The organism is Kitasatospora sp. NPDC001664 (assembly GCF_053596675.1).
Map to the genome: position 1 here is coordinate 467,787 of NZ_JBSFGS010000003.1, position 13,412 is coordinate 481,198.

A 13,412-nucleotide genomic window follows, 5' to 3' on the forward strand; every position below is an offset into this window, starting at 1 on the left:
AAAGTCTAGCGACATCTCTTAGCGGTGAGATATGTTTGCTTAGTGCTAAGAGATCGGACCGCAGCGCTCCTGCTCACCGCCCTGGCCCCCGCCGTCTGGGGCTCCACCTACCTGGTCACCACCGAACTGCTCCCGCCCGGACGCCCGCTGCTGGCCGCGGTGCTCCGCGCGTTACCCGCCGGCCTCCTGCTGGTCGCCGTCACCAGGCAGCTGCCGAAGGGCAGTTGGTGGTGGAAGGCGATGGTGCTCGGCACCCTGAACATCGGCCTCTTCCTGGCCCTGCTGTTCGTCTCGGCCTACCGCCTGCCCGGCGGCGTCGCCGCCACCGTCGGCTCCGTTCAGCCGCTGCTGGTGGCCGGCCTCTCCGTCGCCCTGCTCGGCCAGCGCTTCACCCTGCGCACCCTGCTCTCCGCCGTGGTCGGCATCGCCGGCGTCGCCCTGCTGGTCCTGCGGGCGGACGCCGAGCTGGACGCCGTCGGCGTGGCGGCGGCCCTGGGCGGCGCAGCCGTGATGGCCACCGGCGTGGTGCTCAGCAAGCGCTGGACCTCCCCGGCCCCGCTGCTGGCCACCACCGGCTGGCAACTGGTCGCCGGCGGCCTGCTGTTGGTCCCGGTGGCCCTGTTCGTCGAGGGCCCGCCGCCCCCCTCGCTGACCGACCGGAACCTGCTCGGCTACGCCTACCTCGGCCTGATCGGCGCGGCCGTCGCGTACGTGCTCTGGTTCCGCGGCATCAAGGTGCTCTCGCCCAACGAGGTGACCTTCCTCGGCCTGCTCAGCCCGCTGGTCGCCGCCCTGCTCGGCTGGATCGTGCTCGGCCAGAGCCTGGCGCCCGCCCAGCTCCTCGGCGCCGCCCTGGCGCTGGGCGCCGTCGTCCTCGCCGCCCGGTCCGGCCCCCGGCTGCCCGCCGCCGAGGCCCCGGCACCGGCCCGCGTCCTCGCCGACCGCTGAACCCACCCTCGTCCCAGGAGGACACCACCATGCGCATCACCGTCTTCGGAGCCGCCGGAGCGGCCGGCAGCCGGATCGTCACCGAGGCCGTCGCCCGAGGCCACGAGGTCACCGCCGTGGTCCGCTCGCCCGAGCGCTACCCCGACCTGCACCCCGGGGCCCGCCACCGCAGCGCCGACGCCCTCGATCCCGACCGGATCGCGGAACTGACCGAGGGTCAGGACGTGGTCATCGGCGCCACCCGCCCCGTCCCCGGCCGGGAGGAGGAGCACGCCGCCGTCACCCGCGCGCTGCTCGCCGGGCTGGCCAAGAGCGGAGCCCGCCTGCTCCTGCTCGGCGGCGCCGGCAGTCTGCTGCTGCCCGGCGGCGGCGGGCTGACCGTGATCGACGGCCCCGACTTCCCGCCCTCCTGGCGGCCGATCGCCCTGGCCTGCAACGAGCAGCTGGCCGCCTGCCTCGCGGACGACACCGTGGACTGGGCCTACCTCAGCCCGGCCGCCGTCCTGGAGCCCGGCGAGCGCACCGGCAGCTACCGCCTCGGCACGGACGAGCTGGTCGTCGACGCCGAGGGCAACTCCGCCATCTCCATGGAGGACGTGGCCGTCGCCCTGCTCGACGAGGCGGAGCGGCCGCGGCACCACCGCACCCGCTTCACCGTCGGGTACTGACGGGGCCGGGAGCGTGAAGGTCTCCTGCACTCCCGGTCCGCTTCCGGTGGCGGGGAAGAGGGGCACGCCGACGGGACGTCAGGGGTCGGACGGGGGTCGACCCCTGACGTCCCGTCGGGCTAGGGTCGGGTCCATGACAGTGATCTTGAACGATGCCGTCCGCGCACTCCTGGATGCCCCGGTGGTGGCCGTGCTCGCCACCGTGAACCCCGACGGCGCGCCGCAGACCTCGGTGGTCTGGGTCGGGCGCGACGGCGACGACCTGCTGATCTCCTCCACGGCCGGACTCCGCAAGGTCCGCAACCTCGAGCGCGACCCGCGGGCCAGCGTGATCGTCTACGACCCGGCCGATCCGCTGCGCTACGTGGAGCTCCGCGGCCGGGCCACCGTCACCGAGGACGCGGGCCGGGCCCTGGCGGTGACGGTCGCCGAGCTGTACGAGGGGCCGGGCGCCGGCCGCGAGTACCTCGAACTCCCGCCCGAGGTCCAGCGGGTGGCGATCCGGATCACCCCGGAGCGGGTGCTCGGCTCGCTCGCCCGGGTCTGACGACGACGTCGGCCGCCCTCCCGTGTCGGAGGGCGGCCGGCCTCGTCCGGGCTACTTCTTCGGCTGGTTGAAACGCAGCGCGTTGCCCGACGGGTCGCGGAACGCGCAGTCGCGCACGCCGTACGGCTGGTCCACCGGCTCCTGGAGCACCTCGGCACCGGTGGCCCGGATCCGCTCGAAGGTGGCGTCCACGTCGTCGGTGGCGAAGATCGCGCCGCGCAGCAGGCCCTTGGCCAGCACCTCGGCCATGGTCTCGCGGTCGGCCGCCGAGGCGTTCGGGTCCGCCAGCGGCGGCTCCAGCACGATCGACACGTCGGGCTGGGCCGGCGAGCCGACCGTCACCCAGCGCATCCCCTCGAAGGAGACGTCGTTGCGCACCTCGAAGCCGAGGGCGTCCCGGTAGAAGGCGATCGCCGCGTCGTGGTCGTCGACGGCGATGAAGGTCTGGGAGAGCGTGATGTTCATGGGCCCCACGCTACGGGCGGGCCCGCGGATCTGCTTCTCCATTCCTGACCGCCTTCGCGGGCGGCGTACGGACCGGCCGCAGGTACATCTTGGCGATGTAGGAGGGGATGGCCGACTCGTCCACGTGCTCCCGCGCCCGGTACGCGCTCGGGCTCTCCCCGACCAGCTCGGTGAAGCGCGAGCTGAACGAACCGAGCGAGGTACAGCCCACCTCGAAGCAGACCTCCGTCACGCTCAGGTCCCCGCGCCGCAGCAGCGCCTTGGCCCGCTCGATCCGACGGGTCATCAGGTAGCTGTACGGCGTCTCCCCGAAGGCGGCCCGGAAGCTCCGGGAGAAGTGGCCCTCCGACATCAGCGCGGTGCGGGCCAGTGCGGCCACGTCCAGCGGCTGCGCGTAGTCGCGGTCCATCTGGTCGCGGGCCCGCCGCAGCCGGGCCAGGTCCTCCAGGTTGCTCATGGGATCACCCTCCCACAGCGTCTCCGCGCGCCGCGCGTTCCCGCAGCTCGCGGGGGAGGGCCCGGTGCGCCTGCCAGGCCGCCACGGCCTCGGCGCGGGACCGGGCGGGGTGCTCGGCGTGCCACTCCCGCAGGAACCGGTTGAACTCGAACTGCTCCCCGACCTCCTGCGGCCGCGCCATCTCCGCCCGGGTCCCGTACCAGTGCAGTACCGCCTCCCCGAGGGTCCGCCCCGCCCCCTCGGCCACGAACGCCCGCATCGCCGCGTCGAAGTGGAACCCGGGACCGATCTCCCGCTCGAAGTACGCCCGCAGCACCTGACTGCACCGCTGCCCCGCCGGAATCACGGTCGCCTCGTCCAAGGGCCCGGCCAACTGCCGGCCGGCCCGGGGCGGCCGGGGCGCCGCGGGGGCGGGCCGTCCGTCCAGGGCGGCGGCAAGGCGCTCGGTGAGCGCGGCCTTGCCGCCGCCCCGGGCGACGCCCATCGCCCGGGCGAGGGAAGCGAGTTCGTCCAGCGTCCAGTACCAACGGCGCAGCTCGGCACCGGAGAGCGCGGTGGTGAGGTCGGGCCGGGGCGGTGCGTCCATGGCCGCGACCCTATCCGGTGCGCGGGCCGCCGCCTGCGCCGAGGATCAGAACAGGTGACCGTAGTAGGCGTCGATATTGGGCAGCTTCCGCAGGGCCTCCTTCTCCGCCACCGAACGGTTGGCGACGAGGAAGGCGATCCGCTTCTCCCGCTCCGCCTTCGGGGCCTGGCCCGCAGGCTTGAAGTTCTTCTGCTTCAGGTAGGTGCAGAAGACGGCGACGGTCGTGAGGTCGGTGCTCGCTGCGGCCTGCGGGAGCAGCGTGGTCCTGACCCCGACCTCCCAGTGAGGGGGGAACTGCGCCTGCTTGCAGTCGGCCCCGGTCAGGCCCTTGATCCAGGCGCTGCCGATCAGCCCGGCGCTGTGGACGTTCTGACCGATCGTCAGCGTCTTCCCCGGGGTCCGGATGGTGCCCCAGGTGACGAGCGTCGGCATCAGCGAGGCCACCCATCCGGAGTGGCAGGTCGGGGCTCCCCAGGCCACCTTCGCGAACGCCTCGCTCTTCGCGATCGCCTGCAGCAGCAGCACGGGCGTGCTGAACTCCCCGTACGAGACGTCCCAGGTCACCTTGCCGACCGCCTCCAGGGCGTTGTACCCGCTCTCGTGCGGGTCGGGCGCCACGCCGAGGACGTCCTTCACGGCCAGGTCGGTCTTCGCCCGCTGCAGCCAGCCCTTGAAGTCGTGGTCGTCGCTGACGACGTAGAGCTTCCCCTTGGCGGAGACGAACACCCGGCGGCGGTCGCCGTCGACCGTGCCGAAGACGGGCACCTTGTCGTAGAACAGGCCCGCCTCGGTCGAGGTGAAGAGCTTGGGGTCGAAGGCCGGCTCCGGCAAGCCGAGCGCGATCGCGGTCAGACAGGCCACGCCGACGGCCTTCAGCTCGGGGCTCGCCAGGGCGGTCAGCGGCTGCTGGGACGCGAGGAACTGCGGCACGGCCAGGTCGAGTTCGGGGAAGGCCACCAGCAGGGCGGCCCGGAAGTGGTCCAGCTCGTCGTGGAGGCGGAGGGCCGTCAGCAGCCGCTCGTAGTGCGGCCCCTGCGCCATGAGCTCGAGCTCCTCGGCGAGCAGGGCGGCGTCGGGCGCCCCCGCGGTGAACCAGCCGAGCAGGTACGGGTACGGGGCGGGCGGGGTGTGGGTGCTCATCATGTCCCTTCCGGACGAACGCGCCGACGGTGATCCCTGCGGCCCGCACCGAGCGGCTCCGGCATCCGGTGGTCGGGGCAGCCGTGCGCGGCGTGACGGCGTGAGGGACAGGCCCCTCACCACCACGCGCGTCTACGGCAACCCGCCCCCCCGGCACGTCGTCGTTCCCCCGCTGCGGAACCGCGTCCGCAGGCCCGACCGGCACGCGACCGGAACGGGACACCCGCCCTCGCCCGGTCACTCGGTCGTCGTCGGCTCACTGCTCGGTGCAGCCGCCCACCACCGTACGACCCACGGCCGGGACACGCGGCCGTAATCCGAACACTGGTCGCGGAGGACGGGGCCCACTCCCGAGGCCCCGCACGACAAGTCGATTGCGGCCGCCGCCGCGGCGCACGTACCGTCCGGGTCCCGGAGAGCAGGTGGGGGTGTTGCGGCTGCTGACGGAGTACTGCCTGCAGGCGCGGGCGGTCACCGAGGACGGGCCGGAGAGCATCCGCAGGGCGGGGATCAAGCCCACCCACACGCCCGCGGTGCTGGTGGTGCGGGGGCGCCTGCCGGAGCAGTTGGCGAAGATCGTCGGGCTGCCGCAGGACGAACGGGTCAAGTCCTTCCGGCTGTTGGTGGCGCTGCTGGCCGTCGCCGACGAGCGGCGGCGGGCGCTGTACTGCGTGGGCGGCTGCTCGCACGACTGGCACCACCCGGGGCCTCAGAGCGGGAGCACCGGGCGGGTGGAGGTGTCCTCGTAGAAGGCGTCGCCGTCGGGGTTGTGCAGCCAGGCGGCGTAGTCGGGGTTGCGGTGGGAGGTGGCGAGGGGGAGCCAGGCGAGGAGGGTGCCGTAGCCGCCGCAGGTGGCTTCGCCGCCGTCGCCGCCGTACACCGAGGCGGGGTCGGTGGTGAGTTCGGTGCGGTAGGGGTCGTAGGCGATGTGCAGGCCGAGGGCGTTGGGGCGGTGCTGGGGGCCGTCGGGGGAGTGGTACGGGATGCGGTCGAGGGGGCAGGTGTCGCCCCAGCGGAAGAGGGTGCGGGCACCGGCGCCGCAGGCGTGCTCCCACTCGTCGGGGGTCGGGAGCCGCAGGCCGCGGGCGGCCAGGGCCTCGGCGGCGCCCTCCGGCTCCTCGCCGAACTCCTCGTCCTCGACGGCCATCAGCACGGTCGGGACGGTCACCTGCCGGTACGGGCTGAGCATGTGGGCGAGGTGGCCCCGCAGGTCGTCCGCGTGGCCGAAGCCCTGGTCCACGCTGGCCTGGTAGTCCTCCTCCTGCCCTGGCGCAGGCTGCCACGCGTCGAGCTCCAGGCCGAGGGTGACCTCGCCGCCGGGGACGAGGGCGAAGGCCTGGTCGGCGCGTTCCATCAGCGCGCGGTGGAAGGGGCGGCCGAGGTGGTGGACGGTCTCCACGGAGACCAGGTGACTGCCGGTCAGGGCGGCGGCCTCGCGGGCGGTGCGCAGGGCGGTGGGCAGGTCGAAGGACCGCCACTCCTCGAAGGTCAGGTCGGTGAGGGGCATGGGCGGAAGTCTGGCAGTGGGCGGTGACAGCGAGGCCGGGCGGTGGGGCGGGCCGTGTACGGTGGGGCCCATGCGTTCCCGGATCCTTCCTCCGCCGCCCGTCCGCTAGCGGGCGGCTGACTCCCTGACAGGTGCCGGACGGCCTTCCACGGCCGTCGGGCCGGTGAGTGGCGCCCGCACGGGGTGGACCTGATCCGGCCGGGCCGAGCCCGGCGCCTCTTCCGTGGAGAACGAACGCCATGACCACGCATGCCGCCACCGTGCCGTACCGGCACGGTGTGCTGTCCATTTCCGCCGCCGCCGTCGCCTGGGGCGCGGGCGGGGCCGTCGCGGCCCTGCTGATGAACACCGCCGGGCTCGGCCCCGTCGCCGTCTGCGCCTGGCGGTTCGCCGTCGCGGCCGGCTGCCTGCTGCTGCTCCCCGCCCGGGAGAGGTCCGGCGGATGGCGGGCCGCCGTGCTCACCGGCATCGGACTGATGGTGGGTCAGTGCGCCTACTTCGCCTCGGTCCGGTACGCGGGCCTGGGGCTGGGCACCCTGATCACCATCGGCGCCGGGCCCGTGTTCACCAGCCTCGGCGCCCACCTGCTGCTCGGCGAACGCCTCACCCGCCGGGCGCTGGCCGCCAACGGGCTGGCGCTCGGCGGGCTGGTGCTGCTCACCGCCGCCCCGGCGGCGGGGCCGCGCCCGCTGCTCGGCGTCGGACTCGCGCTGCTCTCCGGCGCCGCGCACAGCGGACTCACGCTCTGGGCCCGGGGCGGCGGCACCGCCCGTGCCTCGGCGGGTGCGTTCGGGACGGGGCTGGCCTGCCTGCTGCCGGTGGCGCTGCTGCTGGAGGGCGGCGTGCTGCCGAGCGCGGGGCAGCCGGTGCCGACCGCCGCCGCACTCCTCTTCCTGGGGACCGTCCCGACCCTGATCGCCTACCGCTGGTACTTCGCGGGCCTCGCCACCGTCCCGGGCGCGACCGCCGCCGTCCTGGTCCTGCTCGAACCGGCCACCGCCGCGCTCCTCGGCATCGCCTGCTTCGGCGAGCCGCTCACCTGGACGGTGGCGGCCGGCTCGGCCCTGCTGCTCACCGCCGTCGTCGCCCTGACGCGCCGCCAGGAATGAGGGCAGGCCGTGGACGGTGTCGGTCGCCGCAGGCGTCAGGCGGGCTGCCAGAGTTCGATGCGGTTGCCCTCGGGGTCGGTGACCCAGCCGAAGTGGCCGACGCCGTCCATGGACTGGGTCTCCTCGGAGACGTCGGCGCCCTTGGCGCGGAGCTGGGCGAGCATCGCCTCCAGGTCGCGGACCCGGAAGTTGAGCATGGTCTGCTGGGAGCGGGAGCCGAAGTACTCGGTGTCGGCCTCGAAGGGGGCGAAGACGGTGGGGCCGGGCTGCTGCTGCCAGAGGCCGTGCTCGTCGGAGTCCAGGCCGAGGTGGTCGCGGTACCAGGCGCTGAGGCCGGCGGGGTCGTTGGCGCGCAGGAAGTACCCGCCGATGCCAAGCACACGTTCCATGCGTCCCATCCTGCCAGCGCCCGGACCGCAGGGGTGGGAGGCCACGGAGGTCGCGGTGTCTATGCTGCACGGCATGGACATCGTGATCCCCCTCTTCGAGGACTTCGAACCGCTCGACGCCGTCGGACCGTACGAGATCCTGGCGTACGTGCCCGGGGCGACCGTGCGCTTCGTCACGGCCGAACCGGGCCTGGTGAAGGACGTGTTGGGGTCGATGCCGGTGCACGTGCCGACCGCGTACGGGGAGGTCGAGCGGTGTGACGTGCTGCTGGTACCGGGTGGTGGGAGCTTCCTGCGGATGGCGGCCGACCAGGAGTTCCTGGGGTGGGTGCGGCGGATGCACGAGGGCAGCCGGTTCACCACCTCGGTCTGCACCGGTTCGCTGGTGCTCGGCGCGGCGGGCCTGCTGGACGGACTGACGGCCACCACGCACTGGGCGGCGGTGGCCGACCTGGAGGCGTACGGGGCGACCTACACCGCCGAGCGGGTGGTCCGCCAGGGCCGGGTGATCACCTCGGCGGGGGTGTCCTCGGGGATCGACATGGCGGTGCAGCTGGCGGCGCTGCTCACCGACGAGGTGACCGCGAGGGCGATCCAGCTCTACACCGAGTACGACCCCCAACCCCCGTACGACTCCGGCTCGGTGGCGAAGGCGACCCCGGAGGTGGTGGCCCGCGCCCGAGCCCTCGGGTAGCGGAGCCCGTCAGTGGTCAGCGCGGTAGGAGACGTTCCACTCCGTGGGGAGCGGCGTCCCACAGAGGGCGCAGAAGAGCTCGCCCTCGCGGACGACGTTGAGCTCGCGGCAGGCGGGGCAGCGGCGGAAGACGAACGCGTGGGTGAAGTCCGGGGGGTGGGTGATCCCGGCGCGGTCGAGGGCGGCGGTCAGGGGCGGCCAGGCGGTGGCGGGGTCCGGGCAGTAGCCGGTGGACTGGTTGGTCACCTCCTCGACCGCCCAACTGCCCTCCGGCCGACGGGCGAAGGTGATCTCGCCGGCGCAGAGCACGGGGGCACCGCCCGCGCAGACCACGTGCTCGCTGCGGCGGGCGGCCAGGCGGAGCCGGCCGGTCAGGTCGACGACGTGGGTGAAGGGCTCGGCGAGCTCGGCGGCGGGGCGGGAGGCGAGCCAGGCGTCGAGGTCGGCCGGGGAGCGTATCGCGGTTCCTTCGGCGGCAGGGTGGAGGAGGTAGAGCAGCTCGGGCGGGCCGACGTAGGGGAGGGGGTGGGTGGTCATCCGAGGAGGAGCGGGGCGAGGGCGGTGCGGAGGCCGTCGGGGGTCGTGTAGTGGTGGCCCGTCATGCCGAGGGCGATCGCGGCGGTGACGTTCTTGGGGCTGTCGTCGATGAAGAGGCAGCGGTCGGGGGTGGCGCCGGCCCGGGCGGCGGCGTGGTGGTAGATGGCGGGTTCGGGTTTGGCGGTGCCGAAGGTGGCGCTGTTGACCACGTGGTGGGCGAGGTCGGTGAGACCGAGGTCGGCGAGGCCCTGGTCGGTCCAGGTGGTGCCGTTGGTCACCAGGACCAGGGGCCGGTGGAGGCGGACCTCGCGGAGCAGGGCCACCACGGCCGCGTCGGCGTGGACGGGCGTGGTGGTGAAGGCGGTCGCGAGGGCGCGGGCCGTCGGTGCGGCGGTGCGGGGCGCGAGGGCCTGGGCGATGAGGTCGGCCCACTCGGCTTTGGTGAGGCGGCCGAGGATGAGGGGTTGGGCGAGGTCGGGGGAGAAGGCGGCGGCGTAGGTGCTGCCCTCCGGGAGGCCTGCCGCGCGTTCGAGGGCGACGACCTCGGTCTGGTCGAAGTGGCGGATCACGCCGTCGAAGTCGCAGAGGACGGCGTCGAAGGGGGATGAGGTCACCCGGTCTGGATATCACGGCGGGGGAGGTCGGGGGTACGCATATCAGTGGGGAGACGGCGGCGCTGCGGCACGACGCGGGGCGGGCGGTCATACCGGGCGTGGGTAGGTGGTCATGCCGGGGGCGCGGGGAACTGCGCGCTGCGGAAGGACGAGACCCGTGTGCCGGGTACGGGGGCTCACGTGCAAGTGGTTCTCCGTACCCGGCACTTGGGTCGCAGTCTTCCGATTCGCGCAGTTCCTCGCGCCCCTGGTCGCCGTAGGTGGCCTCTCAGCAGGAGGGCCCGGTCACGGGCGCCAGTAGCCCTGGGCGTGGAGGCGGGGTTTGGGGAGGGTGAGTTCCTTGCGGGCGAAGGTGGCGAGGGTGCGGGTGGTGGTGGTGTCGCAGGCGATCCAGAGGTAGGCGTCGGTGGGGTCGCCGAGCAGGGTGGGGAGGGTGCGGCGGACCTCGGTGGCGAGGGCCGCGCCGGCGTCCTCGCGGGGGACGTGGCGGACGTCGTGGTGGTCCGGGCGGGTGCGGAGGGGGAGGCCGCGGTCGGAAGGGTGCTGGGTCTCCAGCCAGATGGTGGCGGGGGTGTCGGGCAGGGCGGTGAGGAGGGAGCCGAGGGCGGGGGCGGAGGCGGCGTCGCCGATCAGGAAGAGGTGACGGGGCGCCGGGTCGGGGAGGGTGAAGGCGGAGCCCTGGAGGGTGGCGTGGACGGTGTCGCCGGGGGCGGCGCCGCGGGCCCAGTCGCTGGCGGGGCCGTCGTGGAGGGCGAACTCGATGCTGAAGGTGCCGGCCGCCGGGTCGGGGTCGACCAGGGTGTAGGCGCGCTGGTGCGGTCGGCCGGCGTTGTCGAACCAGAGGCGCACCCACATGGTGGGGTGGACGCCGGTGGCGGCGAGCATGCCGCCGTCGGTGAGGTGGAGGCGGCGGCAGTGCGGGGTGACCTGCTCCGCACCGGTCACCGTGAATGTGAAGTCCCGGCCGCGCAGCAGCTTGAGGACGACGCCTTCCCAACCGTGGCCCATGAGGGTGCTCCCTGTCTCCGATCGCTGAAGTTCGGTTAGCCTAACCTAACTCAAGCGAGATTGGTCTGTCCGGGCCACAGGAGCGGATCCCTTGGTGCGTCCACGTCCTGACGGGGCATCGGCTGGCTAGCTTGAGGCATGCACACTGCGGCCACCCCCGCCCTGGCCATGCTCCGGCTGCTCGGCGGGTTCCAGCTCTCCCAGGCGGTCTACGTCGTGGCCCGGGCCGGGCTGGCCGACCAACTCCTCGACGGAGAACGGACGGTGGCGCAGCTGGCGGCCGCCACCGGGCTCCGGGCGGATCCGCTGGCGAGGATCGTCCGGGTGCTGGCCGGGCAGGGCGTGTTCACCCTGGACCCGGCCACCGGGCTGGTCGGCCTCGGGCCGCTCGGCCGTACGCTGGTCACCGGGGCGCCGGAGTCGGTGCGCGGCATCGCGGTGATGTGGATGGAGACCCACTACCCCGCGTTCGCCGAGCTGTGGCAGACGGCGGAGACGGGCGGGCCGGCCGCGGACCACCTGTTCGGGATGCCGTACTTCGCGTGGTTGGCGCAGGATCCGGAGAAGGTCGCCACCTTCACCGCGGCCATGACCGACTTCGCCCGGGCGATCCGTCAGGACGCCTTCTCGGCGGTCGAGTTGGACGGCGCCCGCACGGTGGTCGACGTCGGTGGCGCGGACGGGGCGGTGCTCGCGGCGCTGGCCCGGCGGTACCCGCGCCTGCGGGGCACCGTCTTCGACCTGCCGCACGTGGTGGCGGCCGCACCGCCGCTGCTCCGGGCCGCCGGGGTGGACGACCGGATCACGGCGGTGGGCGGTGACTTCTTCGTCGAGGTGCCGTCCGCGGACTGCTACGTGGCGGGCTTCATCCTGCACGACTGGTCCGACGGGGAGGCCGCGCGGATCCTCTCCCGGGTGCACGAGGCGGCCGCCGTGCCGCACGCCCGGCTGGTGCTGGTGGAGACGGTGCTCGACCGGGGCGAGGCCCCCGAGGTGGCCGCGCTGCTGGACCTCACCATGCTCGGGATGCTGACGGGCCGTGAACGTTCCGGCGAGGAGTGGCGGGTGCTGCTGGAGGGGGCGGGCTTCCGGCTGGACCGGATCCGGGAGACCGGCGGGCCGATGTGCGTGATCGAGGCCACCCGGGTGCCGTGAAGGGTGCCGCTCCTGGACGATGGAGGGCGGGGAAGCAGCGATGGGACACCGGGAGGACGGACATGCCGGCGAAGGTCGTCGTGGTCGGAAGCGTGAACGTGGACCTCGCGGTGCGGGTGCCGCACCTGCCCCGGCCGGGTGAGACCGTCACGGGTGGCGGGCTGGAGGAGAGCGCCGGCGGCAAGGGAGCCAACCAGGCGGTGGCCGCCGCGCGGCTCGGGGTGACCACGGTGCTGATCGCCCGGGTGGGGGACGACGCGTTCGGCCGCCGCGCGCGGGAGGGGCTGGCGGCGGCCGGGGTCGGGGTCGCGGCGGTGACGGCGGCGGCGACCGCCACCGGGACTGCGCTGATCGTGATCGACCCGGAGGGGGAGAACACCATCACCGTCTCCCCGGGCGCCAACGCGGACTTGGACTCGGAGAGCGTGGAGGCCGAGGCCGGTCGGCTGGCCGGGGCGGGGGCGATGCTGCTGCAACTGGAGGTCCCGGTGGCGACCTGTCTGACGGCGGCCGGGCTGGCGAAGGCCGCGGGGGTGCCGGTGGTGCTGAACGCCGCTCCACTGCCGGGGGTGATCGGCGCCGAGTTGAGCGAACTGATCGCGATGGCGGACGTGTTGGTGGTGAACGAGGTGGAGGCGGCGGACCTGCTGGGTGGCGGAGCGGGGCTCGACCTGCTCGAACTCCCCGCGGCGCTGGGAAGGTTGGGCCCGGCGGAGGTGGTGGTGACGCTCGGGGCGAGGGGTGCGGTGCACACCGGCCCGGACGGGGGCGGTGCCCACGTCCCGGCCTTCGCGGTGGCGGCGGTGGACGCGGTCGGGGCGGGGGACGCGTTCTGTGCGGCGCTGGCGGTGGCCCGGGCCGAGGGCGTCGCCGGACTCGGCGAGGCGGTCCGCCGGGCCTGCGCGGTCGGGGCGCTGGCCACCACGCGGCGCGGGGCGCAGGGGGCCCTGCCCACCCGGGCCGAGGTGGGCGCCTTCCTCGCCGGGCAGGGCGGTGCCCCGAGCTGACGGGGTGACGGACGGGCCGGCGGGCGGCTGACGGGGCGACAGGCCGGGCCTCGGGAGGCTTGATCGGTGTCGGCCGGGGTGGCTAGCCTGCGGGCATGGCCGAGACCACCGAGCAGGACCAGCAGACCCCGGGCCGTTCCGGCCCGTCCGCCACCGTGGAGGTCGAGGCGCACCAGGTCGGCCGGGTGCGGACCGAGTACGCCCCGGACCACGACGGCGATCCGGACCCCGGCGAGATTGTCTGGACCTGGGTGCCGTACGAGGAGCGGGACGGCCGCGGCAAGGACCGCCCGGTCCTGGTCGTCGCGCGGGAGCCCGGCGGCACGGTGCTCACGGTGATGCTCTCCAGCAAGGGCCACGACCACGATCCCGACTGGGTGCCGATCGGCGCCGGCCCGTGGGACCGCTCGGGGCGGGACTCCTGGGTGGCGCTGGACCGGGTGATGCGGGTCCACGACGACGGGATGCGGCGGGAGGCCTGTGCCCTGGACCGGGCCCGCTTCGACCGGGTGGTCGAGGCGCTCCGGCGGCGCTACCGCTGGAGCTGACGCCGGATAATGGCCTGGTCGCGGGGCCCGTGG

18 protein-coding genes are annotated in these 13,412 nt (G+C 74.2%); 9 read left to right on the forward strand and 9 right to left on the reverse strand.

All coding sequences use genetic code 11. The features are described 5' to 3' along the window. Positions 1-42 precede the first annotated feature (42 nt). From ACWCYY_RS06890 to ACWCYY_RS06900, 3 genes are all read left to right on the forward strand, one after another. Positions 43-948 carry an EamA family transporter gene (locus ACWCYY_RS06890; protein WP_449795350.1) on the forward strand — a complete coding sequence of 302 codons (906 nt, stop codon included), beginning with the start codon at positions 43-45 and terminating at the stop codon, positions 946-948. Positions 949-977: 29 nt separating this feature from the next. After that, on the forward strand, positions 978-1,616 hold the full coding sequence (locus tag ACWCYY_RS06895) for an NAD(P)-dependent oxidoreductase (protein WP_449795351.1): 639 nt from the start codon (positions 978-980) through the stop codon (positions 1,614-1,616). 133 nt (positions 1,617-1,749) lie between these two features. Then, complete coding sequence (locus tag ACWCYY_RS06900) at positions 1,750-2,163, forward strand: PPOX class F420-dependent oxidoreductase (protein ID WP_345289720.1); 414 nt, start codon at positions 1,750-1,752, stop codon at positions 2,161-2,163. Between the two features lie 51 nt (positions 2,164-2,214). On the opposite strand, the gene ACWCYY_RS06905 is transcribed toward ACWCYY_RS06900, so the two are convergent. From ACWCYY_RS06905 to ACWCYY_RS06920, 4 genes are read right to left on the reverse strand one after another with little or no spacing between them, the layout of a single operon-like run. Beyond that, positions 2,215-2,628 carry a VOC family protein gene (locus tag ACWCYY_RS06905; RefSeq protein WP_345289719.1) on the reverse strand — a complete coding sequence of 138 codons (414 nt, stop codon included), beginning with the start codon at positions 2,626-2,628 and terminating at the stop codon, positions 2,215-2,217. Between the two features lie 10 nt (positions 2,629-2,638). Beyond that, on the reverse strand, positions 2,639-3,085 hold the full coding sequence (locus tag ACWCYY_RS06910; protein WP_345289717.1) for a helix-turn-helix transcriptional regulator: 447 nt from the start codon (positions 3,083-3,085) through the stop codon (positions 2,639-2,641). A gap of 4 nt (positions 3,086-3,089) precedes the next feature. Continuing rightward, a complete protein-coding gene (locus ACWCYY_RS06915) occupies positions 3,090-3,671 on the reverse strand; it encodes a DUF6434 domain-containing protein (protein WP_345289716.1) in 582 nt (193 codons plus the stop codon). A 45-nt stretch (positions 3,672-3,716) separates the two neighbouring features. Continuing rightward, positions 3,717-4,814, reverse strand: coding sequence for a hypothetical protein (locus ACWCYY_RS06920; protein ID WP_345289715.1), 1,098 nt, complete (start codon positions 4,812-4,814; stop codon positions 3,717-3,719). A gap of 425 nt (positions 4,815-5,239) precedes the next feature. Here ACWCYY_RS06920 and ACWCYY_RS06925 point away from each other — a divergent pair, with 425 nt between their 5' ends. After that, positions 5,240-5,560, forward strand: coding sequence for a DUF5958 family protein (locus tag ACWCYY_RS06925; RefSeq protein WP_449795371.1), 321 nt, complete (start codon positions 5,240-5,242; stop codon positions 5,558-5,560). Here the strand turns inward: ACWCYY_RS06925 and ACWCYY_RS06930 are convergent. Continuing rightward, positions 5,521-6,318: a hypothetical protein gene (locus ACWCYY_RS06930; RefSeq protein WP_449795352.1), complete on the reverse strand. Its 798-nt coding sequence runs from the start codon at positions 6,316-6,318 to the stop codon at positions 5,521-5,523. The two genes, ACWCYY_RS06925 and ACWCYY_RS06930, sit on opposite strands and share 40 nt — an antisense overlap. A gap of 239 nt (positions 6,319-6,557) precedes the next feature. Here ACWCYY_RS06930 and ACWCYY_RS06935 point away from each other — a divergent pair, with 239 nt between their 5' ends. Further along, positions 6,558-7,427 carry a DMT family transporter gene (locus ACWCYY_RS06935; RefSeq protein ID WP_449795353.1) on the forward strand — a complete coding sequence of 290 codons (870 nt, stop codon included), beginning with the start codon at positions 6,558-6,560 and terminating at the stop codon, positions 7,425-7,427. A gap of 35 nt (positions 7,428-7,462) precedes the next feature. Here the strand turns inward: ACWCYY_RS06935 and ACWCYY_RS06940 are convergent, their stop codons facing one another. After that, positions 7,463-7,816, reverse strand: a complete 354-nt coding sequence (locus ACWCYY_RS06940; RefSeq protein WP_345289710.1) for a VOC family protein — start codon at positions 7,814-7,816, stop codon at positions 7,463-7,465. A gap of 73 nt (positions 7,817-7,889) precedes the next feature. Here ACWCYY_RS06940 and ACWCYY_RS06945 point away from each other — a divergent pair, with 73 nt between their 5' ends. After that, the gene (locus ACWCYY_RS06945) at positions 7,890-8,510 is read left to right on the forward strand and encodes a DJ-1/PfpI family protein (protein ID WP_345289709.1); all 621 of its coding nucleotides are present in this window, start codon (positions 7,890-7,892) and stop codon (positions 8,508-8,510) included. 9 nt (positions 8,511-8,519) lie between these two features. Here ACWCYY_RS06945 and ACWCYY_RS06950 read toward each other — a convergent pair whose 3' ends face one another. From ACWCYY_RS06950 to ACWCYY_RS06960, 3 genes are all read right to left on the reverse strand, one after another. Continuing rightward, positions 8,520-9,047: a hypothetical protein gene (locus ACWCYY_RS06950; protein ID WP_449795354.1), complete on the reverse strand. Its 528-nt coding sequence runs from the start codon at positions 9,045-9,047 to the stop codon at positions 8,520-8,522. Further along, positions 9,044-9,661 carry an HAD family hydrolase gene (locus ACWCYY_RS06955; protein ID WP_380149145.1) on the reverse strand — a complete coding sequence of 206 codons (618 nt, stop codon included), beginning with the start codon at positions 9,659-9,661 and terminating at the stop codon, positions 9,044-9,046. Before ACWCYY_RS06955 ends, ACWCYY_RS06950 begins: the two co-directional genes overlap by 4 nt. A gap of 285 nt (positions 9,662-9,946) precedes the next feature. Then, the gene (locus ACWCYY_RS06960; protein ID WP_449795355.1) at positions 9,947-10,669 is read right to left on the reverse strand and encodes a siderophore-interacting protein; all 723 of its coding nucleotides are present in this window, start codon (positions 10,667-10,669) and stop codon (positions 9,947-9,949) included. Positions 10,670-10,807: 138 nt separating this feature from the next. Between ACWCYY_RS06960 and ACWCYY_RS06965 the strand changes: the two genes are divergently transcribed. The 3 genes from ACWCYY_RS06965 to ACWCYY_RS06975 all read left to right on the forward strand — a co-directional run bounded on the left by ACWCYY_RS06965 (position 10,808) and on the right by ACWCYY_RS06975 (position 13,379). Next, on the forward strand, positions 10,808-11,824 hold the full coding sequence (locus tag ACWCYY_RS06965; RefSeq protein WP_449795356.1) for a methyltransferase: 1,017 nt from the start codon (positions 10,808-10,810) through the stop codon (positions 11,822-11,824). A 62-nt stretch (positions 11,825-11,886) separates the two neighbouring features. Beyond that, a complete protein-coding gene (locus tag ACWCYY_RS06970; protein WP_380149149.1) occupies positions 11,887-12,831 on the forward strand; it encodes a PfkB family carbohydrate kinase in 945 nt (314 codons plus the stop codon). Positions 12,832-12,926: 95 nt separating this feature from the next. Beyond that, complete coding sequence (locus ACWCYY_RS06975) at positions 12,927-13,379, forward strand: type II toxin-antitoxin system PemK/MazF family toxin (protein ID WP_380149151.1); 453 nt, start codon at positions 12,927-12,929, stop codon at positions 13,377-13,379. Positions 13,380-13,412: the final 33 nt, after the last annotated feature.